At 66.0% G+C, this 21,126-nt stretch carries 18 protein-coding genes; 8 read left to right on the top strand and 10 right to left on the bottom strand.

Annotation, left to right across the window (positions count from 1 at the left end):
• Window positions 1-19: 19 nt before the first annotated feature.
• From ACE039_RS20565 to ACE039_RS20585, 5 genes are all read right to left on the bottom strand, one after another.
• Window positions 20-1,372, bottom strand: a complete 1,353-nt coding sequence (locus ACE039_RS20565) for a tryptophan--tRNA ligase (protein ID WP_485823219.1) — start codon at window positions 1,370-1,372, stop codon at window positions 20-22.
• 96 nt (window positions 1,373-1,468) lie between these two features.
• A complete protein-coding gene (locus tag ACE039_RS20570; protein ID WP_105555010.1) occupies window positions 1,469-1,792 on the bottom strand; it encodes a DUF3325 domain-containing protein in 324 nt (107 codons plus the stop codon).
• A complete protein-coding gene (locus ACE039_RS20575; protein ID WP_448709022.1) occupies window positions 1,789-3,480 on the bottom strand; it encodes a PepSY-associated TM helix domain-containing protein in 1,692 nt (563 codons plus the stop codon). Before ACE039_RS20575 ends, ACE039_RS20570 begins: the two co-directional genes overlap by 4 nt.
• Window positions 3,477-3,758, bottom strand: a complete 282-nt coding sequence (locus ACE039_RS20580; RefSeq protein WP_199196705.1) for a DUF3649 domain-containing protein — start codon at window positions 3,756-3,758, stop codon at window positions 3,477-3,479. The genes ACE039_RS20575 and ACE039_RS20580 overlap by 4 nt, the downstream gene beginning before the upstream one ends.
• A 23-nt stretch (window positions 3,759-3,781) precedes the next feature.
• Window positions 3,782-4,414: a DUF4198 domain-containing protein gene (locus tag ACE039_RS20585; RefSeq protein WP_448709021.1), complete on the bottom strand. Its 633-nt coding sequence runs from the start codon at window positions 4,412-4,414 to the stop codon at window positions 3,782-3,784.
• A 230-nt stretch (window positions 4,415-4,644) separates the two neighbouring features.
• Between ACE039_RS20585 and ACE039_RS20590 the strand changes: the two genes are divergently transcribed.
• The 8 genes from ACE039_RS20590 to ACE039_RS20625 all read left to right on the top strand — a co-directional run bounded on the left by ACE039_RS20590 (window position 4,645) and on the right by ACE039_RS20625 (window position 14,099).
• A complete protein-coding gene (locus tag ACE039_RS20590) occupies window positions 4,645-5,559 on the top strand; it encodes a dihydrodipicolinate synthase family protein (RefSeq protein WP_332008468.1) in 915 nt (304 codons plus the stop codon).
• A gap of 211 nt (window positions 5,560-5,770) precedes the next feature.
• Entirely contained in the window at window positions 5,771-6,703 is a 933-nt protein-coding gene (locus ACE039_RS20595; RefSeq protein ID WP_485823220.1) for a 4-hydroxyproline epimerase, read from the top strand.
• Window positions 6,704-6,722: 19 nt separating this feature from the next.
• The gene (locus tag ACE039_RS20600) at window positions 6,723-7,853 is read left to right on the top strand and encodes an NAD(P)/FAD-dependent oxidoreductase (protein ID WP_485823221.1); all 1,131 of its coding nucleotides are present in this window, start codon (window positions 6,723-6,725) and stop codon (window positions 7,851-7,853) included.
• The gene (locus tag ACE039_RS20605; protein ID WP_485823222.1) at window positions 7,850-9,484 is read left to right on the top strand and encodes an FAD-dependent oxidoreductase; all 1,635 of its coding nucleotides are present in this window, start codon (window positions 7,850-7,852) and stop codon (window positions 9,482-9,484) included. Before ACE039_RS20600 ends, ACE039_RS20605 begins: the two co-directional genes overlap by 4 nt.
• A complete protein-coding gene (locus ACE039_RS20610; protein WP_485823223.1) occupies window positions 9,481-10,269 on the top strand; it encodes an inositol monophosphatase family protein in 789 nt (262 codons plus the stop codon). Before ACE039_RS20605 ends, ACE039_RS20610 begins: the two co-directional genes overlap by 4 nt.
• Before the next feature lie 74 nt (window positions 10,270-10,343).
• On the top strand, window positions 10,344-11,393 hold the full coding sequence (locus ACE039_RS20615) for an ABC transporter ATP-binding protein (RefSeq protein WP_448708871.1): 1,050 nt from the start codon (window positions 10,344-10,346) through the stop codon (window positions 11,391-11,393).
• Window positions 11,390-13,042 carry an ABC transporter permease gene (locus ACE039_RS20620; protein WP_485823224.1) on the top strand — a complete coding sequence of 551 codons (1,653 nt, stop codon included), beginning with the start codon at window positions 11,390-11,392 and terminating at the stop codon, window positions 13,040-13,042. Before ACE039_RS20615 ends, ACE039_RS20620 begins: the two co-directional genes overlap by 4 nt.
• Window positions 13,043-13,079: 37 nt before the next feature.
• Window positions 13,080-14,099, top strand: a complete 1,020-nt coding sequence (locus tag ACE039_RS20625; RefSeq protein ID WP_485823225.1) for an extracellular solute-binding protein — start codon at window positions 13,080-13,082, stop codon at window positions 14,097-14,099.
• Between the two features lie 69 nt (window positions 14,100-14,168).
• On the opposite strand, the gene ACE039_RS20630 is transcribed toward ACE039_RS20625, so the two are convergent.
• The 5 genes from ACE039_RS20630 to lpdA form a co-directional block, all read right to left on the bottom strand.
• Window positions 14,169-16,628 carry a TonB-dependent siderophore receptor gene (locus ACE039_RS20630; RefSeq protein WP_485823344.1) on the bottom strand — a complete coding sequence of 820 codons (2,460 nt, stop codon included), beginning with the start codon at window positions 16,626-16,628 and terminating at the stop codon, window positions 14,169-14,171.
• 139 nt (window positions 16,629-16,767) lie between these two features.
• Window positions 16,768-17,727, bottom strand: a complete 960-nt coding sequence (locus ACE039_RS20635; RefSeq protein WP_485811195.1) for a FecR domain-containing protein — start codon at window positions 17,725-17,727, stop codon at window positions 16,768-16,770.
• A complete protein-coding gene (locus ACE039_RS20640) occupies window positions 17,720-18,253 on the bottom strand; it encodes a sigma-70 family RNA polymerase sigma factor (protein WP_448709358.1) in 534 nt (177 codons plus the stop codon). The genes ACE039_RS20635 and ACE039_RS20640 overlap by 8 nt, the downstream gene beginning before the upstream one ends.
• A 111-nt stretch (window positions 18,254-18,364) precedes the next feature.
• The gene (zapE, locus tag ACE039_RS20645; RefSeq protein ID WP_199196726.1) at window positions 18,365-19,456 is read right to left on the bottom strand and encodes a cell division protein ZapE; all 1,092 of its coding nucleotides are present in this window, start codon (window positions 19,454-19,456) and stop codon (window positions 18,365-18,367) included.
• Window positions 19,457-19,606: 150 nt separating this feature from the next.
• Window positions 19,607-21,034 carry a dihydrolipoyl dehydrogenase gene (gene lpdA / locus ACE039_RS20650; protein ID WP_485823226.1) on the bottom strand — a complete coding sequence of 476 codons (1,428 nt, stop codon included), beginning with the start codon at window positions 21,032-21,034 and terminating at the stop codon, window positions 19,607-19,609.
• Between the last annotated feature and the right edge of the window lie 92 nt (window positions 21,035-21,126).

Genomic DNA, 21,126 nt, shown 5'->3' on the forward strand with positions numbered 1-21,126 from the left:
GGCGCCGCGGGTTGACACCTTATTCCTGCGACAACGACGCCAAGGCCTCGCGCGCACGTACCAATTGCGCGTCGGACCCGGCCTGCGCGCCCGACGGCGCCGTAGCGACCGCCACGCCGTCGACCATGGCCGCATAGCCCTCGGCGCTGGCCTGCAGCACGCTGTCAGCCGGTTCGGACTGCAAGCGGCGCATCAAGGCGCCGGCCTCCTTCGGGTCGGCAAAGCGCTGCGACAGCAGCAACTCTTCGCCGTCGGCAGCCAGCAGGCGGAAACGGAAGCCGCCGTCTTCATCGCGGAAGCTGACAAAGCGGGCGCCCTTGCCCTTTTCCTTTTTGCCCTGCGCCTTGCCTGCCGCCACGCCGGCGCCAAGGTTGCGCAGGCCCACGGCCTCGCGCAATTGCTGCATCAGCGGCAGGGCCAGTTTGCGGGCGCGGGCGGCGCCGGCTTGCAGGATGTCTTCGATGCGGCCCGGGTTGGCGATCAGGTCAACGTACTTTTCACGCATCGGCGCCAGCAGCGCTTCCAGGTGTTCGTACAGCGCCTGCTTGGCGTCGCCCCAGCCCATTCCCTCTTCCAGCTGCTTGCGGAATGCGGCCGATTCGGCCTGCGTCGCAAACGCGCGGTACAGCGTGTACAGATGCGAGCTTTCGGCGTCCTTGGGTTCGCCCGGCGCGCGCGAATCCGTCACGATGCGCATCACCGACGCGCGCAGCGCATTCGCACCGCCTTCGAACAACGGAATCGTGTTGTTGTAGCTCTTGGACATCTTGCGGCCGTCCAGGCCGGGCAGCGTCGCCACGTCTTCCTCGATCGTCACTTCCGGCAGCGTGAAGTAGTCGCGGCCATACAAGTGGTTGAAGCGTTGGGCGATATCGCGCGCCATTTCCAGATGCTGGATCTGGTCGCGGCCCACCGGCACCTTGTTCGCATTGAACATGAGGATGTCGGCCGCCATCAGGATCGGGTACGAGAAGAGCCCCATCGTGACCCCGTCGTCGGGGTCCACGTTTTTGGCCACGTTCTGGTCCACCGAGGCCTTGTAGGCGTGCGCGCGGTTCATCAGGCCCTTGGCCGTGACGCAGGTCAGCAGCCAGCTGAGTTCGGGAATTTCGGGAATGTCGGACTGGCGGTAGAACGTCACGCGTTCGTGGTCCAGGCCCACCGCAAGCCAGGTGGCCGCGATTTCCAGGCGGGATCGCGCGACGCGGGCAGGATCATCGCACTTGATCAGCGCGTGGTAATCCGCCAGAAAGAAGAATGCGTCCACGCCGGGCTGGGTACTGGCCTGGACCGCGGGACGGATCGCGCCTGCGTAATTGCCGAGGTGGGGAGTTCCAGTCGTGGTGATGCCGGTAAGGACGCGGGTATTCATGGGGCGAAGAGGCGTTTGCTAGGGGAAACAAGCAGTGTAACGTGCTGGCGGCACGGAACCGCCTGGCGGCGCCCCGCCCAAGGGGGAATCGGCGCGCTACAGGACGGCCAGCAGCGGCGCCGCCAGCGCGCATAGCCCGCCCGTGGTCAACGCGGCACGCGGGCGGAACGTCAGGAACCAGATCAGCAGCAGGCCCGCGATGCTGAGGATGCCGATCCATTCGACCGTGCCGTAGCTCCATCCCCAGACCGCGGCGGAGGCGCACAGCGACAACGCCAGCGCGCCCCAGCCGAAGGCCCGCAGCGGCACGCGGTGGCGCCGCGGCATGGCGCGGTCGAACAGGTTTTCGTAGTGGCGATCCATACCCAGGCAAAGGGCGGAAAAGCCGGCGTAAGCCAGGCAAAATGCGGCAAGCGTCATGGCGTATCGCCTCGCGGTTCATAGACGACGGGGTTCGGGGCGCGCGGCGCCTCGGGTTCAGCGGCTTGGGCGGAAACCGTTTGAATGGCAGGCTGGGCGGCGCGGGGTTGGGCCACGGCCTTCGCGCGGACCTTCACCGGGGCTTTGCGTACCCGCGCCGCCTTGCGGGCCATCCACGCGAACAGCAACGCGCTGGCCAGGCACGTCAGGTCGAATCCGGCCATGACCCAATCGCCTTGCGGCAGGGACACACCCAGATGACGCGACGTGGTGAACGCGTTGACAACGGGCACCAGGGCCAACGATGCAGCGGCTACGGCCAGCAGGTCCTGCCATTTGCGGCGCTGGAACAAGAAGGCATAGACCAGCGACAGCGCCCAAGCCGAAAAGAAGGCACGCACTTCCCAGACCTGGCGCCCCGGCATGTCTGCCGGCAGTAAACGATTGACCAGGAAAAAGGCCGCTACGCCAAAGACCACGCCCGCGATCGTACCGGCGTTCAGGCCATCGACCAGACGCAAGGAAAACGCCTCGCGGGCATCGCCCGGCCGCGCCTTTTGACGGCGCTTGGCAATCCACAGCACCAGGCCGGTGCCGACCATGGCGGTGCCCGCCAGGCTGACGAGGAAATAGAACCAGCGCAGCAACGGGGCCGCGAACAGCCCCAGGTGCAGGCCCGTGATAACGCCGGCGGTCTTTACCGTGGCGCTCAGATCGTCTTCGCTTTCCTGGAGTTCGCCCGTCACGCCGTTAAAGCGCATATAAGGCGCCAGGCGGCCATACGACACGCCGTCGGCGGCATCGCGCACCAGCGTGACGGTGGCGCCGGCGTCTCCGGGGTTGTTGACCGTGACGCGACCCACCCGGCCCTGCCAGTGCTGCTGGGCTTGTTCCACCAGCGGCGCAAGCCGGACCAGCGGCGCGGGCTGATTCAGCGGCGGCGTGACCTTGAACTGCTTGAAGACGTCGTCCGTGTATTGGCGCGAGCTTTCGTAAACGGCATGGATGCCCGCGGGCATCAGCATGATCATGAACAGCACCAGGCCGCTGAACGTGATCATCAGGTGGAACGGCAGCCCCAACACGGACAATACGTTGTGCCCATCCATCCAGGCGCGTTGTCCGCCCTTTCCAGGACGGAAGGTAAAGAAGTCGGTGAATATTTTCTTATGCGTGATGATGCCGCTGATGATGGCCACCAGCATGAACATGCCCGCAATGCTGGCCAGCCAGCGCCCCCACGGGAACGCGGTTTCCAGCTCGAAGTGGAACCGGTAGAAGAACTCTCCGCCGCGTGTCTCGCGGCCGGTCACGGCCTGCCCGGTCGCCGGATCCAGCTTCACGCGCACGAATCCGCGTTCGCCCGGCTTGGGCTTGGGCACCTGATACAGCATCTGGATCAGCGGTTCACGGTCCGTAGGCGGTGTGATGAACCAGCGTTTGGCATCCGGCGCATGTTCGCTCAGGTAACGTTGTCCGATTTCGACCGCCTGCACGGGGGGTACCGGCTTCGCCTCGATCTCGGGTTGCATCCACTGCGTGATTTCGGGCCGGAAGAACGCCAGCGACCCCGTCAGGAACATCGCGAACAGCACCCAGCCGAAGATCAGCCCGGCCCAGGTGTGCAGCCAGGACATGGACTGGCGCAGGCCTTCTTCGCCCTGCGCTTTGACTTTGGCTGCCTTCATGCCGCCCCCATCATTCGCCCGGCCAGGAACAGCCCGCCCAGCACGGCAGCCGGCAGCAGGACGCCGGCCCAGGCGCGCCAGGCGTTGCGCGTGGCGAATACCCAGATCACGCCACAGGTATAGAACACGAAGGACAGCATCTGCGCCGTGGTGACGGCGTCTGCCCGCCCCATCGGCAGCCAGACGGCCAGGCACGCCGCAGCCGCCGAGGCAAGGACATAGCCGCCCAGGATGGCCGCAGCCATTCTGGAAAATACGGCCATTCGGTAGCGCATCATGCCTGCGCCGGCTGCGGGAGCTTTCACTTGGACACGTTGAAGGTCAAGGTGGATACGTAGCGGATCTTGGCGTAGGACTTGCCGTCGGCCTCGCCCGCCTTCTCTTCGGCGTGCGCGGCTTCCAGCACATACTGGCCGGGCCACGGCGTCGTGATTTCGATGCGGCCATTTTCATCGCTGTGGAAACGCTTTTCCCACTTCGGCGGGCCGAACACGGTGACTTCGGTTTTGGCCAGCGGCTTGCCCTGGAACTGCAGGACGAACGTGTTCGCGCCGGCGGCGGTCGGCACAAGCTCCAGGTCCAGCTTGCCTTGCGTGTCGGCCCGGCCCGCCTTGGCGTTGTACTTGACGAGCGTTTCCTTGAACTGGATAGGCTGGGCCAGACGGACATCGCCCTTGCCCGCCGCGCCGAACTCAACGAAATCCGCGCCTTCGGCCGACACCTTCAGCGTCTTGCCGTCGGCGCCGGTCACGACCGGCGACACCAGAACCTTGCCCAGCAGGCCGTCGCGCTTTTCACGCAGATCATCAGCCCATTCGCCAAAGTACGCCTTGGCCGAACCTTCGGCGCTGCGTTCCAGCCAAACAAAGTGCGCCTGCGCGGCGCCCGCGCTGCCCAACAGGGCAATAGCGGCCAAAGTCCTAGCGAATTTCATTTTGGATTTTTTCCTTTAGTCCGAAAACCGGTCCAACAACCCAATCAGGCAAGCCCCGCGGCCGATGCCTGTTTGGCAGGGCCTAAATTATAACCATTCTCACTACGGACCGGGTGAAAAACTGGGGAAGGATAGGACACGCTGGTTAACCCCTATTCTTTTAAATCCTGCTTTAAATATATTAAGCACATATCAACGCTCTTTCACCGCTCTTCAACCAGGAGGTCCTCATGACCCATCCCCGCTGGACTGGCATTTTTCCCGCCATCACCACAAAGTTCCACGCCGACGAACGGATCGATGCCGAAGGCACCGCGAAGCACATCGACTTCCAGATCCGCAACGGCGTGCATGGCATCGTCACCTGCGGCTCGCTGGGTGAAGCCAGCACCTTGACGCTGGAAGAAAAACTGGAGGTCACGAAGATCGCCCTGGACGCCGCCGGCGGCCGCATCCCCGTCCTGGCCAACGTCTCGGAAACCAGTACCCGCGAAGCGCTGCGCTACATCGAAGGGGCCAACAAACTGGGCGTCGCCGGGTTCATGCTCATGCCATCCCTGATCTACGTGGCGGATGCGCGCGAAGCCATGCTGAACGTGCGCACCATGGCTGACGCCGCGCAGCAGCCCGTCATGGTCTACAACAATCCGCTGGCATATCGCGTCGATCTGAAGCCGGAACACATGGCCGAACTGGCCGATTGCAAATGGATCGCGGCCGTGAAAGACAGCTCTGGCGATACCCGCCGCGTCACGGACCTGCGCAATGCCGTGGGCGACCGCTACCAGATTTTCCTGGGCGTGGACGACCTGGCCTACGAAGGGCTGGCATTGGGCTGCGACGGGCTGTTGGCCGGTGTGGGCTGCGCTTTCCCGCGCGAAACCGTTGCCCTCTATGACCTGATGAAAGCCGGCCAGCATGCCGAGGCCCTGGCGCTTTACCAATGGATGACGCCGCTGCTGCATCTGGACGTTTCGGCCAAGCTGGTGCAAAACCTGAAACTGATCGACGTGCTGGTGGGCGTGGGTACCGAACACGTGCGCCGCCCGCGTCTGCCCGTGATCGGCGAAGAGCGCGCGCTGATCGAACGCGTGGTGGCGAAGGCACTGGCCACCCGCCCGGCGAAATACCAGTCCGTGCCTTGAACGGCGGCGCAAGGCGGTATCCGGCGGCGATACGCCCGTAGATAACCCAAGGTTATCCCGCCGCGTCATCCGCCGCGTTATCCGGCTCCGGAACGGGGTGATGCTGCGGTCGACCGCCCCACGACGTCGCCCCGTTCCCTGCCTAGACTAAGGCTGCATCCCCCTTCCCCCTCACACTGAGGGCCAACCCTGCTGAAACAAAGGCGGCGTCATGAAGCAGATCCGTGTCATCGATTCCCACACAGGTGGCGAACCCACCCGGCTGGTCATTTCGGGGTTCCCCGACCTGGGCGCCGGCACCATGGCCGAGCGGCAACGACGGCTGGCCGGCCAGCATGACGCATGGCGCGCCGCCACGGTGCTGGAACCCCGCGGCAGCGATGTCATGGTGGGCGCATTGCTGTGCGCCCCGGCCGACCCGGCCAATGCCGCCGGCGTGATCTTCTTCAACAACGCCGGCTATCTGGGCATGTGCGGTCACGGCACCATCGGTCTGGTCGCCACCTTGGCCCATCTGAATCGCCTTGCTCCCGGCGAACATGGCATCGAGACGCCCGTCGGCACCGTCCGGGCCACCCTGCACGACGACGGCTCGGTCAGCGTGCGCAACGTGCCCGCCTACCGGCTGCATCACGCTGTGCGCGTGACGGTGCCGGGCCACGGCGACGTGACCGGCGACGTGGCCTGGGGCGGCAATTGGTTTTTCCTGGCCGCCGACCACGACCAGCGCATCGCGCCGGACAACCTCGAGGCCCTGACCGCCTATGCCTGGGCCATTCGCCAGGCCTTGCAACGCGCGGGCATCACGGGCGCCGACGGCGCGGAAATCGACCATATCGAACTGTTCGGGCCGGACCCCGACGCCGACAGCCGCAATTTCGTTCTATGCCCCGGCAAGGCCTATGACCGCTCGCCTTGCGGCACGGGCACCAGCGCCAAGCTGGCCTGCCTGGCGGCCGACGGCAAACTTGCCCCCGGCCAGATCTGGCGTCAGGCCAGCGTGATCGGAAGCGTATTCGAAGCGAGCTATGCGCGCGCCGAAGACCAGATCCACCCCACCATCCGCGGGCGCGCCCATGTCTGCGCCGACGCCACCCTGTTGATCCAGCCCGACGATCCCTTCGGCTGGGGCATCCGCCTGTAGCCGGCAAAGAAGCCTTCTCATGTCACACCGTCATGCGGATGTCCTGGTGATCGGCGCCGGCATCGTCGGCGCCGCCTGCGCCCACGAGCTGGCGCGCGCCGGCCTCTCCGTGCATGTGGTCGACGCCCGCCTGGGCGGCGCCACGCAAGCCGGCATGGGCCACCTTGTCGCTATGGACGACAACGCCGCCGAACTCGCGCTAAGCAGCGCGTCGCTGGAAATCTGGAAAGCATGGGGGCCTCGCATGAACGCAACGGCGTCCAGCTGCGCCTACACCCGCTGCGGCACGATGTGGATCGCCGCCCACGACGAGGAAATGGCCGAGGCCGAACGCAAGCAGGCGCGCCTGCACGCCTGCGGCATTCCTGCCACGCTGTTGAACGCGCGTCAACTCGCCGCCGCCGAACCCGCCTTGCGCGCAGGCCTGGCCGGCGCGCTGCAAGTGCCCAGCGACGGCCTGGTCTACGCGCCCGGCGCCGCCCGTTGGCTGCTGGCGCATGCGCCCGCCACGCTATCGTTCGAAGCCGTCGAAGTCCGCGAGATCGACGCGCAAGGCGCAGTGCTGAACGACGGCACGCGGCGCAACGCCAACGCGGTGGTCCTGGCCGCCGGCATGCCGGCCACCCGCCTTTGCGCGGACCTGCCCCTGCATCCCAAGAAAGGCCACTTGGCCATCACAGACCGCTACCCCTTCGCAATCCATCACCAATTGGTCGAGCTGGGCTACATGGCCAGCACGCAGCAACGTGAAGGCGCCGCCGTCGCGTTCAACGTGCAGCCCCGTCCCACGGGCCAATTGCTGATCGGCTCATCCCGCCAGGTGGGCGAGGCCGACCCCGCCATCGAGCCCGCCGTGCTGTCGCGCATGCTCAAACTCGCCATCGACTACCTGCCGGCGCTATCCGGCCACCACATCATCCGCACCTGGACGGGCGTGCGCGCGGCCACCCCGGACGGTCTGCCCATCATCGGTCCGCATCCCACGCGCAAGGGGCTCTGGCTGGCGGTGGGCCACGAAGGCCTGGGCGTCACCACCGCCCCGGCCACCGCGAAATTGCTGACCGCCCTGATAACGGGCGCGCCGCCGCCGCTGGACGCCGCGCCATTTTCGGCCACCCGCCACTTCCCCGATCATAAGGCCGCGACATGACGCCCACCCCGCTTGCACGCGTGCGCATCCAGCTCGATGGGCAACCCGTGAACGTTGCCGCGGGTAGCAGCGTCGCCGCCGCCCTGGGCGCCCGCTCGCCCGGCAACTCGCGCATCTCGGTCACCGGAGAAAATCGAGCCGCCGTCTGTGGCATGGGGATCTGCCACGAATGCCGCGTTCTGATCGATGGGCAATTACGCCTGGCGTGCCAGACGCCTTGCCAGCAGGGCATGCGCATCGAAACGGTACTGGACCACGGCACGCGCGCCGCTTGCTCCGGGGCGCCGTTTCTTGAAAGCCACGACGACATCTGCGACCTGCTCATCATCGGCGCGGGTCCCGCCGGAATGGCCGCGGCGCTGGCCGCCGCTCCCAGTGGGCGCGCGATCGTCGTCGTGGACGACAATCCGGCCCCAGGCGGACAGATCTGGCGCGATGGCCCTGGCGTAACGCTGCCCGATTTCGCCAAGCAGCAACGCGAGCAATTGGCGCGCCACACCAACATCCGTCTGCGCTGCGGCACACGCGTGGCCGGGCTGGCGGGCAAGCCCGGATCGTCCGCGCTGCTTCTGGAAGACGCGCGGCAGGGATGGGTCCAACACTATGGATCTCTGATCCTCTGCACGGGTGCGCGCGAGCTGCTGCTGCCGTTCCCCGGCTGGACGCTGCCCGGCGTGACAGGCGCCGGAGGCCTGCAAGCGTTGATCAAAGGCGGCATGGCCGTGCGCGGCCAACGCATCGTGATCGCAGGGTCCGGCCCGCTGCTGCTGGCGGCCGCGCAAAGCGCGCGTCACGCCGGCGCGACGGTGGTTCGCATCGCGGAACAAGCCGCGTGGCCGGCGCTATTGCGCTTTTCCGCCAGCCTGGCGCGCTGGCCCGGCAAAGCCCTGCAAGCGGCAGCCCTGTTCCACCCCCAATACCGCGGCGCCAGCCATGTGCTTGAAGCCGGCGGCGACGGCCGGCTGCAACACGTAAGGCTGCGCCGCGGCCGCCAGGTAGAACAGCTTGCCTGCCACCGTCTGGCCTGCGGGTTCGGCCTGGTGCCCAACACGCAGTTGGGCCAGATGCTGGGTTGCGCGCTCAACGCCCACAACGGCCTGCAAGTCGACGACCTGCTCCAGACCGGCGTGCCCGGCGTGTATGCGGCCGGAGAATGCACGGGGGTCGGCGGCAGCGAACGGGCGAGCATCCAGGGCGCGATCGCCGGATACGCGGCAATCGGCGAACTGGCGCGTGCTACGCGCCTGGCGCCCCGCCTGGCGCGATGGCAGGCGTTCGCAAACACGTTGCGTCGTCATTTTTCATTAGGCCCGCCCGTGCTGGCATTGGCCCGCCCCGACACGCTGGTCTGCCGCTGCGAAGACGTGCCGCAATCCGCCCTGGCCGGCTGCGACGGCTGGATCGACGCCAAGCTACATACCCGCTGTGGCATGGGCGCCTGCCAGGGCCGCGTGTGCGGCGCCGCCACGCAAGCGTTGTACGGCTGGCGGCCCATGCCCTCCCGCCACCTGCTTGCGCCCACGCGCATCGACACCCTGGCCGGCCTAGACCTTCACGATGGCCGCGCCCCCGCCCCCACGACAACACGCTGCGCTGACGCGGCGGATTCCCCGAATAAGGAGCCCCAATGACGAATACCCTGGACGACGGCATCGCCTTCGCCGAGCGCCTGGCCGATGAAGCGCGCGACCTGTACGCGCCCTACTTGAGCGCCGCGCCGCGCACCGACATCAAGCCGGACCGCAGCCTCGTCACCGCGCTGGACCAGGCCATCGAGGCGCATCTGCGCTCGCGCATCGAAAGCACGTTCCCCAGCCATGGCATTTATGGCGAAGAAGGTGGCACTGTCCGGCTGGACGCCGAGTACGTCTGGGTGCTGGACCCCATCGACGGCACCGCTCCCTTCATTGCCGGAATCCCCGTGTTCGGTACGCTGATCGCCCTGCTGCGCCGCGGCGTGCCCGTCATGGGCCTGATGGATTTCCCCGCGACCCAAGACCGCTGGGTCGGCGTGGCCGACCGCCCCACCCGGCACCAGGGCCAGCCTTGCCGCACACGGGCATGCGGCCAACTGGCCGACGCCATGCTCACCACCAGCAACCCCGACTTTTATGCGCCGCACGAGCTTCCCGCCTTCCAGGCCCTGCGCGAACGCACGCGCTGGCGCATTTACGGCGGTTGCTGCCTGGCATACGGCGTATTGGCGTCGGGCCGCACGGACGTCGCGATCGACGCCAGGCTGGCGCTGTACGACTACGCACCGTTCATTCCGATCATCCAGGGCGCTGGCGGCGTCATCACCGACTGGAACGGCCAGCCCCTAAGCCTGGACAACCCCAGCCCGCGCATTCTTGCCGCAGGCGATCCCGCGCGGCACCGCGAAGCGCTGGACCTAGTGCGCCACGCCATGGCCTGACCCTGCCGCAAGCCGCAACCGCCGGCTGTTTCCCCGCACTGACATGTTCCCTCTTGGGCCAGGAGCCTCCTGCCATGGATATTCGCATTGAAAATCTTTGCATCTCGTACCACCAGCAACGCGTCATCGACGGGCTGAACCTGGACATCGCGCCGGGCAGCTTCTTCACGCTGCTCGGGCCCAGCGGTTGCGGCAAGACCACCTTGCTGCGCACCCTGGCGGGATTCATCCCCGTCGAATCAGGCCGCCTGCTGTTCGGCGGCAAGGACGTCACCCGCTTGCCCGCCCACCAGCGCAATATCGGCATGGTGTTCCAGGACTACGCGCTCTTTCCCAATCGAAGCGTCTTCGACAATGCGGCGTATGGCCTGCGTGCCCGAAAAGTCGCGCCGGCCCTGATCAAGCAGAAAGTCGCGGCCGCACTGGAACGCGTCGGTCTGGCGGAATACGGCAAGCGGCTGCCCGCCGAGCTCTCCGGCGGACAGCGTCAGCGCGTGGCGCTGGCCCGCGCACTGGTCATTCAGCCTCAGGTGCTGCTGATGGACGAACCCCTGTCGAACCTGGACGCCAAGCTGCGCATCCAGGTCCGGCAGACCATCGCCGACCTGCAACGAGAGGCCGGCATCACCACCGTCTTCGTCACTCATGACCAGGAAGAGGCGCTGGCGCTGTCAGATCAGATCGCGGTCATGCAAAAGGGCCGGGTGGCGCAGTTGGGCACACCGCGCGACGTCTATGGGCATCCCGCCAGCGGCTATGTCGCGGACTTCATCGGCGCCGCGAACTTGCTGCCCGTGCAATGCGTGGCTGCAGCCTCAGGAACCGTGCGGCTGGACCTGGATGGATACGCCATTGCCGCGCACGCGCCTGCGCCCTTGAACGGCGCGGCCGTACTGGTCGCGCGGCCCGAAGATATCCGACTGTCGGCGTCCCCGGGGCCCGGCGTACCCGCGCGCATCCTGGCGGAACAGTACCTGGGGATCAAGATGAACTACCGCGTTCAGCTGCCCGGCGGCCGTCTCATGAACGTGGACGTGCATGGCGGCCAAGCCTCGCCGCTTTCCCGCGGCATGACGGTCAGCCTGGCGTTCGACCCCAGCAAGACTCTGGTGTTGGCGTCATGAAGCGGCTGATCTCCTCACTGCGGTCCCCCTGGACCTGGCTGTCGCTGGCGGTGTTGGCCGTGCTGGCCGTCTTCCTGGTGTGGCCGGTGCTGAACATCCTGTCGGCCAGCGTGCTGGCTCGCAACGAAGACGGCCATTCGGGCTGGCGCCTGCTGTTGTCCGACCCGCGCTACCTGCGCGCCATCGGCAACACCCTGATGCTGGGAGCCGGCGTCACGGTGCTGGCCGCCGGCATCGGCGTGCCGCTCGCCTACCTGACCGCGCGCCACCGCTATCCCGGCAAAGTCCTGGTGTCGATCCTGCCGCTGATCACGCTGGTCATCCCCGAAGTGATCGGCGCGCAGACCTGGTTGATGATCCTGGGCAACAACGGCGTACTGACGCGCGCCCTGCGCGACGGGCTGGGGCTGGACATCCCTTCGTTCTACGGCTGGCCCGGCCTGCTCATCGTCATGACCTTCACCTACTACGCCTATATCTACATCGGCACGCTGGCGGCGATCCGCGGTTTCGATTCGCAATTGGAAGAAGCCGCGCAAAGCCTGGGCACATCGCCATCCGTGTCGCGGCTGAAGGTCATGGCGCCGGTCGTGATGCCCGCCATCCTGGCCAGCGCCCTGCTGGTGTTCACCATGGTGGTGGGCAACTTCGCCACCTCGATGATCCTGGGGCACGAGGTCGAACTACTGTCCGTCCTGACTTACCAGGCGTCGGTATCCGAAACCGGCAGCGACCCGGTCATGCAAAGCACGCTGGCGACCACATCGATTTCGCTGGTGATGCTGGCGCTCTTTCTTCAACGCTGGATCGTGTCGCGCGGACGCTACGAGATCACGCAAGGGCGCGGCGCGCCCGCCACGCCCTTGCGTGGCCCACGCGCGCTGGCAATGGCTGGCGCCGCGCTGGGCGTCATGGCGCTGTCCATGCTGCCGTTGGGAACCCTGGCCGCGGGCGCCTTTACCCGCGCCAACGGCCCCGTGATGCGTTGGGGTGAATGGACGGCCGCACACCTTGAACGCGTGTTGATCAGCGCGCCGGCGCCGGTCCTGAATTCCATCGTCTACGCTGGCGTGGCCACCCTGATCGCCATCGCCTTCAGTACGCTGGCCAGCTATTTGATCGTCAAGAAGCGCAACCTGCTGACGCCTTGGCTGGATTACCTCAGTTCGATTCCGCTGGCGCTGTCGGGCACGGTGATCGGCATCGGCCTGCTGATGACTTTCGGCCACGGCGCGTTCGATCTTTCAGGTACCGCTGCGTTGATCGTGCTGGCCTACATCGTGCGGCGCTTGCCGTTCGGCGTGCGCAACGCCTCGTCCACGCTCTTCAACTTGCCCGACTCCATCGAAGAGGCGTCCGTCAGCCTGGGCGTGCCGCCATTGGCGTCATTCTTGAAAGTCGTACTGCCGCTGATGGCGCCGGCCATCGCTGCCGCGGCCGTGTTGACCTGGACCACCACCGTGTCGGAGCTGAGCGCGTCGGTCATCGTGTATTCGCCGGGGCACGAAACCCTGCCCATTCAGATTTTCCGGTTGATCGACAGTGGCCTCATGGCCCAGGCGTCGGCCTACGGTCTGGTCCTGATCACCGTGATCCTGGCGCCCGTGCTGCTGGCGACCCGGATATTCAAGCTGCGGCTCTTCGCCTGAGCCGGCTGCTTTCACCCCTAGCGCAAGAGGCCTCCTGATGATTCATCTTCCCCCGCTTAGCCGCCGCCAGGTGCTCAAGCTACTGGCCGCCAGCGGCGGCGCCTGCGCCCTGCCCGCCCGCGCGCTGGCCCAACGCGCCGAGCAAGTCGTGCTGTACACCACGCTGAATTCGCAGTCGGTGGAAACGGCCAATGACATGGCCCGTGAAAAAATGCCCGGCGTCCGGCCCAGCGCGGTCGTCGGCGGTAGCAGCCAGCTGCTTAAACGGATCGAAGCCGAAGCGGCCAAACCAAAGAGCGATTTGTTCTGGACGTCCAGCGCCAACATCATGAATGCCTACCGGGCGCTGTTCGAGCCCTACCTGTCTCCGGAGGCCGCGGCGATCCCCGGCACGCTGCATGGCCCCGACAAGCTTTGGACAGCCGCCAACATCCATATCGTGGTGGCCATGGTCAACGCGCGCCAGCTTGCTGGCGCCGCGCCGGCCAGTTGGGCCGATCTGGCCGACCCCCGGTTCAAAGGCAAGATCATCATTGGCGACCCGGGCAACAGCTCGACCGCATATACGGCATTGTGGGGTATCGAGCGCGTCCTGGGGGACGCGGGCCTGAAAGCCCTGGCGCGCAACGTCAGCGTCTCGACCTCGGCCTCGCATGTGGTGCGCAGCGTCGGCCAGGGCGAATACGCCGTCGGCATCACCTTCGAATCCACGGCCTACCCCTATGTGGCCGGCGGCCAGAAAGAGATCGGCATCATGTATCCGGAAGACGGCACCTTCACCGTGGCCGACAACATGGCGCTGGTAAAAGGCGGCCCAAATCCGAAGGCCGCGCGTCGCATGTATGACCTGCTGCTATCACGCGATATGCAGTTGGCCCTGTTGCAAAACGCGTACCGGCGCCCCAGCCGCAACGACATCGACGTCAGCAAGCACCTGGGCATGCCGCCGCTTGCAGACATCCGGATCGTGGCCGCGGACGAAGCCCGCGCCGCCGCCGACCGCGATGCTTTCTTGCGCCGGTGGCGGGCGCACGTGGCAGCGGCGCGCGCCGGCTGATGCGCCCTGGGCAGGAGCCGCCCGCGTGTTCGCAAAAAAAACGGCCCGAAGGCCGCTTTTCCGTTGGGCTTACCAGCGATACCGCAAGCTTGCCTTCACCGAACGCTGGTAGCCATACCAGCACCAGGAATCGCCCGAGCAAGACGCGATGTACTCCTTATCAAAGAGGTTCTGCACGTTCAGCGCCACCTGCATGCCCTTCAACGACGGCGACACGCGGCCCAGGTCGTAATCCAGCATCAGGTCGAACAATGTGACGGACGGCACCTTCATCGTGTTGGTGTCGTTCGCGTACGAGGAGCCGATGTAACGCACCCCGCCCCCCACGCCCATGCCGGCCAGCGGCCCATCCTGCAGTTGGTACCGCGCCCATGCCGACGCCTGTTGCGACGGCACGCCCACCGGCGTCTTGCCCTTCAGATCCAGACCGGCCAAGCTGGGATTTGCCTTGGTGTATTCGTTGTTCATCAACGAATACGCCGCCACCAGCGTCAGCCCGCGCAACGGTTCCGTCTTCGCTTCCAACTCGATCCCCTGCGTGCGCAGTTCACCCGCCTGGATCGAGCACCGGCCGCCCGCCGTGCCGCAGATATGCGTCGGATCGGGATCGGTCGTCGTCATGTTCTCGCGGCGGATATCGAAGGCCGCGAACGACAGCATCGTGGCGCTGCCCGGCGGCTGGTACTTGATGCCGACTTCGTACTGGTTGCCTTCAATCGGCTTGAAGGGCACGTTCTGCCAACCCGTGCCCGATTGCGGCTCGAACGATTCGGAATAGCTGAAGTACGGCGCCACGCCATTGTCGAAGTTGTAGATCACGCCCAGCCGGCCCGTGAACGCCTCGGCGTTCAGTGACGACGGCGCGACGCGGCCCGACGCGATCGTGGTGGTTTCACCCACCGTGCGCGACCAGTCATAGCGTCCGCCCAGCAGCACCGACAATCGGTCGATCTTGATCTGGTCCTGGAAGTACAGGCCGGTCTGATACTGCTTGGATGTCGCGTCAGTCGAAAAGGCCGGCACCGGGATGTTCTGATGGTTATCCGGATTCAACACATACAACGGCGGCGCGCTGCCAAAGCCGGACAAGGTATCCGTCTTGACGTGCTGGTAATCGAAACCCAGCAGCACGGTGTGCCCGAACGCGCCCGTGTTGAAGCGCGCTTGCATGTTGTTATCGATGGTCAGGGCGCCAACATCCACATCGGTCGCGATCGACGCGCGCTGCTGATACAGGTAGTTGGGGTCCAGATAGCCGAAGTTGGAATTGGACGCACCGTAAACGCTTCGGTACGTTGCCTCGGAACGCGTCCAGCGCAGGCTTTGCGTCGCCTTGAACGTGTCGTTGAACCGGTGGTCCAGCACGTAACCCAGCGAATAGCTCTTGCGGTCGCTCTTTTCGAAATTGGCGTCGCCGTCGTAGTAATCGGCAGGCAAGCGGATGCCATCCGGCGCCCGTTGCAGCGTGCGCATCGACGACAAACTGCCGTACGATCCCATATCGGGATCCCGCTGGAAATTCGTCAGCACGGTCAGCGAGGTGTCGCCGTTGGGCTTCCAGGTGAAGGCCGGCGCCACGAAATAGCGGCGTTCCTTGGTGTCCTTGACCTGGCCGTCGGACAGGTAACCCGAGCCGACCAGGCGATAGAGGTACTTGCCGTCTTCGTCGACGGGGCCCCCAAAATCAAAGTTGGCGCGGCGGTAATCATAGTTGCCGACTTGCACTTCCACTTCGCGTAGCGTCTCTTCCAGCGGGCGCTTGCTGACCTGGTTCACCACGCCGCCTGGGCCGCCCTGGCCATACATGACCGACGCCGGCCCTTTCAGGACATCCACTCGCTCAAGGCGGTAGGCGTCCACTTGCGGCAAGGCGTCGCGGCCGCCGAACACCCGCAAGCCGTCCAGGTAGGTCGACGCCGAAAAGCCGCGCACCGTGAACTGGTCCAGGCGCGTGGCCGTGGCGCCGCGCGACTCGGTCGCCACGCCCGCCGTATAGCGCAGCACCTGATTCAAGGTCTGCGCGCCCTGCTCCGTGATCTGTTCACGCGTTACGACGGACACCGATTGCGGCGTCTCGATCAGCGGCGTGTCGGTCTTCGTTGCGCTGACGCTGGCGCGGGCGACATACCCGACCGTGGGCGCCAACGCGCTGTCCGCCATTCCGGACACGGTCACCGGTGCCAGCACAAGCGCATCGCCCGACGACGCCGCCGGCGCAGGCGCCAGCGTCCAGGTGTTGCCCGATTGTGCGCGTGCCTGCAAGCCGCTGCCCGACAACAGGCGGGCAAAGCCCGCGCCCACCGAATACGCGCCGTTCAGCCCGTCCGACCGGCGACCGCGCACCAGCGCGGGGTCGAATGACAGGATCACACCCGCGCTGCGCGCGAACTGCGTCAGCGCATCGGCCAGTTCCCCGGCGGGGATCTGGTAGCTACGCTGGGCATTGGCGGCGGCGGGGGTGGATTGCGCCCAAGCCACGGGCATGCCGGCGGCAAACGCGCCCGCGCAAGTTGCGGCCAACACGGCCATGCGGCCGGCGGTCAGCGTGGAGCGCAAGCGCGCGTGTGATGAAGCAGACACAGAAACTCTCCCTGTACGGTGGTCTATCTCTGCCTTTCCGTATGGGAATCGAAAACCTGCAACCCGCCAGAAAAAAAAGATGTAACGCTCAGGCTTGGCGCGGGCCAACCTGCAGCCAATATTGCGTGTGCCGCGTCACCGAGATAGGCAATGCGGGTTCCAGCGCCTTGAGCGCGCGTTCGGCATCGTCCAGCGGGAAGACACCCGACAACCGCAGGGCCGCCACCGCCGGGTCCACCCGGATCAGTCCTACACGCTGGCGCGCCAGGTACTGGGCGAAATAATCCAGGCGCCAGTCCTTCGCCACCACCAGCCCGTCCACCCAGGCCAGACGGTCCGGGTCGGCGGCATGGCGGTCGATCTGGCCGCCCGCCGCGAATCCCAGGCGTTCACCCGCGGCGGCATGCGTCCACACGCCGTCGCGCCATAGCGCCACGCTGCCTTCGTATACGCCCAGGCGTGACCCCTCGCCCGTGCGGCGCACATCGAACCGGGCGCGTTCGGCGCGAAGTTCTCCATACCCCGTGTCCACGCGCAACGCGCCGATGCCGGGTCGCGATTCGGTGTTCACCAGCATTTCGCCGCGCAGCAGGTCGATGCCCCGGACATTGCCGCTCAGGTGCAGGCGCACCGCGCTGTCGCTGTTCAGCGTGATGTTCAGGCCATCAGCCAGCGCCACCGTGCGGCGCTCGCCCACCTCCGTGCTCAGGTCGGCGGCCAGACGTTGCCACGGCGCATGCTGGTAGCCAGCCCACCCCGTGGCGGCCAGGCCGGTGAACGCCAGCAAGCCGCGCAGCGCCGTGCGGCGTGCGCGCGACGGCGGCGCATTCAGCGCGGCGTGCGCCAACGCCGCGGGCACCCGGCGCGCATCGCGGCCAATGACCTGCAAGCGATCCCAGGCCTGTTGGTGCGAGGCGTCCGCCTGAAGCCAGGCGGCACAGGATTCCCGTTCGTGCGCGTTGGCCAGGCCCGACTGCAGCTTGGCCCACCAGGCGATGGCCTGGCGCACTACCGGGTCCGGCGGCATGCCGCGCGCGGCGTCACTCATAGAAGGCGGCATAGCACGCGGACATCGCGCGCACCATGTACTGTTGGACGGAACTGAGGGACACGCCCAGGCGCCGGGCGATTTCGGGATACGTCAGGCCGTCCAGCTGCGACAGCAGGAAAGCCGAACGGGCCTTGGGCGGCAGCCCGTCCAGCAGGCGGTCCAGTTGCATCAGCGATTGCAGTTGCTCGGCCTGCGTCTCGGGGGAAGGCGCATAGGCCTCGGGCAGCGTGGCCAGATACGCCAGGTACGAATACTCAAGCGCGGCATGACGCTGATGGTCCACCACCAGCCCCTTGGCGATCGTGGTCAGCAGGGCGCGCGCCTCGTTCACGCGCACCACTTTGCGGCCCTGGATCACCCGGACGAAGACATCCTGCGCCAGGTCCTCCGCGCGGTGCTCGCAACCCAGCTTGCGGCGCAACCAGCCGAACAGCCAGGGGCGATGTTCGCGGTACAAGCCATCGACAGGCGCGACAGCGGTGTCGGCGCACGGGATCGATGCGGGAAGATAAGGGGAGGACACGATTGAGACGGCGGCGCGGGACCAGAAGTCTCAAAATCTTAATTGATAATGACTAGCGTTACCAATCCTATATCCGTTCGGCCCCTGCAACAGAGGCCGTATGCGGCATAACTACAACGTCACCGCCAACCGGCGCTCGGATTCCAGGTATTCGCGCGACTGCATTTCAAGAATGCGCGACACGGTGCGATGGAATTCATTGGCCAGCGCGCCTTCGGTGTAGATTTCCTCGGGTTCGCATTCGGCCGACATGATGAGCTTGACGCGATGGTCGTAGAACACATCGATCAGCCACGTGAAGCGGCGCGCCTCGGACGCTTGGCGCGGCCCCATCTTCGGCACGCCGGACAGGATCACGGCATGAAAACGGTTGGCCAGTTCCAGATAGTCGTTCTGCGACCGGGGACCGCCGCAGAGCGTGGCGAAATCAAACCACACCACCGAGCCCGCCAGCGCCAGCGCGCGGATCTCCCGGTGCTCGATGTGCAGCAGCGGCTCCTGCGGCGGCGTGTCGGCCAGGCTGTCGAACGCCTTCTGCAGCGCGGCTTGGGCGTGTTCGTCCAGCGGCGTGTGATAGCACTGCACCTGTTCCAGTGAACGGCGACGGTAATCGATGCCGGCGTCCACGTTCATCACGTCCATGCGCGACTGGATCAGCGCGATGGCGGGCAGCACGCGGTCGCGGTGCAGGCCATCGGTGTACAGCGTCGAGGGTTCGTAATTGGACGTCATCACGAAGGACGTGCCGTATTCAAACAATTTGAGCAGCAGGCGGTGCAGGATCATCGCATCGGCCACATCCGACACGTGGAATTCGTCAAAGCAGATCAGGCGGTAGCGCTTGGCCACCCGCTTGGCCACTTCATCCAGCGGATCTTGCATGCCCTTCACTTCTTCCAGCTCGCGGTGCACGCCACGCATGAACTCGTGGAAGTGCAGGCGCGTCTTGCGCACCACGGGCACGGTGGCATAGAACGCATCCATCAGGAAGCTCTTGCCACGACCCACGCCGCCCCACAGATACACGCCGCGCGGCACGTCGGGCCGGTTCAGCAGCTTCTTCAACGCGTTCGAGCGCATCGATTTGAACTTGAGCCATTCATCGTAATAGCGCTGCAGGCGGTCGATCGCCAGCTTCTGGGCGGCATCGGGCTCGTAGCCGCGCTCGGCCAGGGCGTGTTCGTAGTATTCGCGGACGTTCATGTGGATCAGATAACCTTGACGATGCCCCACGACACGCATGCATCGCATGCTTCCCACCCCGTGGGGTGCTTCTATCTTGGGGCGGCCCGGCGATAAAAAAAAGGGCGGGTTCTGGAACCCGCCCCCTGTCTTGCTCAGGTCAAGCGTCGCTTAGAAGTTCAGCGCGCGCTTGTCCACGGCCAGAGCGGCTTCTTTCACGGCTTCCGACAGCGTCGGGTGCGCGTGGCAGATGCGGGCGATGTCTTCGGCGGCGCCGCGGAATTCCATGATGGTCACGGCTTCCGAGATCAGTTCCGAGGCCATCGGGCCCACGATGTGCACGCCCAGGACTTCGTCGGTCTTGGCGTCGGCGATGACCTTGGCAAAGCCCGTCGTGTCGCCCAGCGCGCGGGCGCGGCCGTTGGCCAGGAACGGGAAGCTGCCAGCCTTGTACTCGCGGCCTTCGGCCTTGAGCTGCTGTTCAGTCTTGCCCACCCAGGCGATTTCCGGCGACGTGTAGATGACCCACGGCACGGTGTCGAAGTTGACGTGGCCATGCTGGCCGGAGATGCGCTCGGCGACTGCCACGCCCTCTTCCTCGGCCTTGTGCGCCAGCATCGGGCCGCGCACGACGTCACCCACTGCCCAGACGTTCGGCAGGTTCGTCTTGCAGTCGGCGTCCACGGCCACGAAGCCGCGTTCGTCCAGCTTCAGGCCCACGGCGTCGGCGTTCAGGCCGCCGGTGTAGGGCACGCGGCCGATCGAGACGATCAGCTTGTCCACCACCAGCTTCTGTTCCGCGCCCTTGGCGTCGACGTAGGGCACGGTCACCGACTTGGCGGTGGCCTTGATCTCGCCGATCTTCACGCCCATCTGGATGTTCAGGCCTTGCTTGGTGAAGGCCTTCAGGGCTTCCTTGGCCACTTGGCCGTCAGCGGCGGCCAGGAATTCCGGCATCGCTTCCAGGATGGTGACGTCGGAACCCAGGCGGCGCCAGACGCTGCCCATTTCCAGGCCGATCACGCCAGCGCCGATCACGCCCAGCGTCTTCGGCACGGCGCCGATGTTCAGGGCGCCGTCGTTGGACAGCACGACCTTTTCGTCAAACGGCAGGCCGGGCAGTTCACGCGCCGACGAACCGGTCGCGACCACGACGTGCTTGGCAACCAGGTCTTCTTCGGTGGTGCCGGTAACCTTGATGGCCCAGCCGCCTTCCACTTGGCCGCTGAACGCGCCCATGCCGTGGAAGAACGTGACCTTGTTCTTCTTGAACAGGTACAGGATGCCGTCGTTGTTCTGCTTGACCACCGTGTTCTTGCGGCCGATCAGCGTGTCGAGCTTCAGGCTGACGCCCTTGACTTCGATGCCGTGCTCGGCGAAGTGGTGGTTGGCTTGTTCGAAGTGCTCGGACGATTGCAGCAGCGCCTTGGACGGGATGCAGCCGACGTTGGTGCAGGTGCCGCCAGGTGCCGGACCGCCTTGGCCATTTTGCCAGGCGTCGATGCAAGCGACCGACATGCCGAGTTGCGCGGCGCGGATGGCAGCGATGTAGCCGCCAGGGCCAGCGCCAATCACGACGACGTCAAATTGTTTGGACATAGTGTTCTCGCGTGTGAGATGTGGGGTGGAACTCGCCCCGCCCGACGCGGTGGCGCCGGAGGCCGGCAGAGGGCCGGCCGGGGGGGGGGGGG

The sequence above is a fragment of the Achromobacter maghribensis genome, from assembly GCF_057334215.1.

Bases quoted from the DNA above. Each gene is read 5' to 3' on its own strand.
- ACE039_RS20565 (WP_485823219.1), bottom strand. From the start codon at position 1,372: ATGAATACCCGCGTCCTTACCGGCATCACCACGACTGGAACTCCCCAC.
- ACE039_RS20570 (WP_105555010.1), bottom strand. From the start codon at position 1,792: ATGACGCTTGCCGCATTTTGCCTGGCTTACGCCGGCTTTTCCGCCCTT.
- ACE039_RS20575 (WP_448709022.1), bottom strand. From the start codon at position 3,480: ATGAAGGCAGCCAAAGTCAAAGCGCAGGGCGAAGAAGGCCTGCGCCAG.
- ACE039_RS20580 (WP_199196705.1), bottom strand. From the start codon at position 3,758: ATGATGCGCTACCGAATGGCCGTATTTTCCAGAATGGCTGCGGCCATC.
- ACE039_RS20585 (WP_448709021.1), bottom strand. From the start codon at position 4,414: ATGAAATTCGCTAGGACTTTGGCCGCTATTGCCCTGTTGGGCAGCGCG.
- ACE039_RS20590 (WP_332008468.1), top strand. From the start codon at position 4,645: ATGACCCATCCCCGCTGGACTGGCATTTTTCCCGCCATCACCACAAAG.
- ACE039_RS20595 (WP_485823220.1), top strand. From the start codon at position 5,771: ATGAAGCAGATCCGTGTCATCGATTCCCACACAGGTGGCGAACCCACC.
- ACE039_RS20600 (WP_485823221.1), top strand. From the start codon at position 6,723: ATGTCACACCGTCATGCGGATGTCCTGGTGATCGGCGCCGGCATCGTC.
- ACE039_RS20605 (WP_485823222.1), top strand. From the start codon at position 7,850: ATGACGCCCACCCCGCTTGCACGCGTGCGCATCCAGCTCGATGGGCAA.
- ACE039_RS20610 (WP_485823223.1), top strand. From the start codon at position 9,481: ATGACGAATACCCTGGACGACGGCATCGCCTTCGCCGAGCGCCTGGCC.
- ACE039_RS20615 (WP_448708871.1), top strand. From the start codon at position 10,344: ATGGATATTCGCATTGAAAATCTTTGCATCTCGTACCACCAGCAACGC.
- ACE039_RS20620 (WP_485823224.1), top strand. From the start codon at position 11,390: ATGAAGCGGCTGATCTCCTCACTGCGGTCCCCCTGGACCTGGCTGTCG.
- ACE039_RS20625 (WP_485823225.1), top strand. From the start codon at position 13,080: ATGATTCATCTTCCCCCGCTTAGCCGCCGCCAGGTGCTCAAGCTACTG.
- ACE039_RS20630 (WP_485823344.1), bottom strand. From the start codon at position 16,628: ATGGCCGTGTTGGCCGCAACTTGCGCGGGCGCGTTTGCCGCCGGCATG.
- ACE039_RS20635 (WP_485811195.1), bottom strand. From the start codon at position 17,727: ATGAGTGACGCCGCGCGCGGCATGCCGCCGGACCCGGTAGTGCGCCAG.
- zapE (WP_199196726.1), bottom strand. From the start codon at position 19,456: ATGAACGTCCGCGAATACTACGAACACGCCCTGGCCGAGCGCGGCTAC.
- lpdA (WP_485823226.1), bottom strand. From the start codon at position 21,034: ATGTCCAAACAATTTGACGTCGTCGTGATTGGCGCTGGCCCTGGCGGC.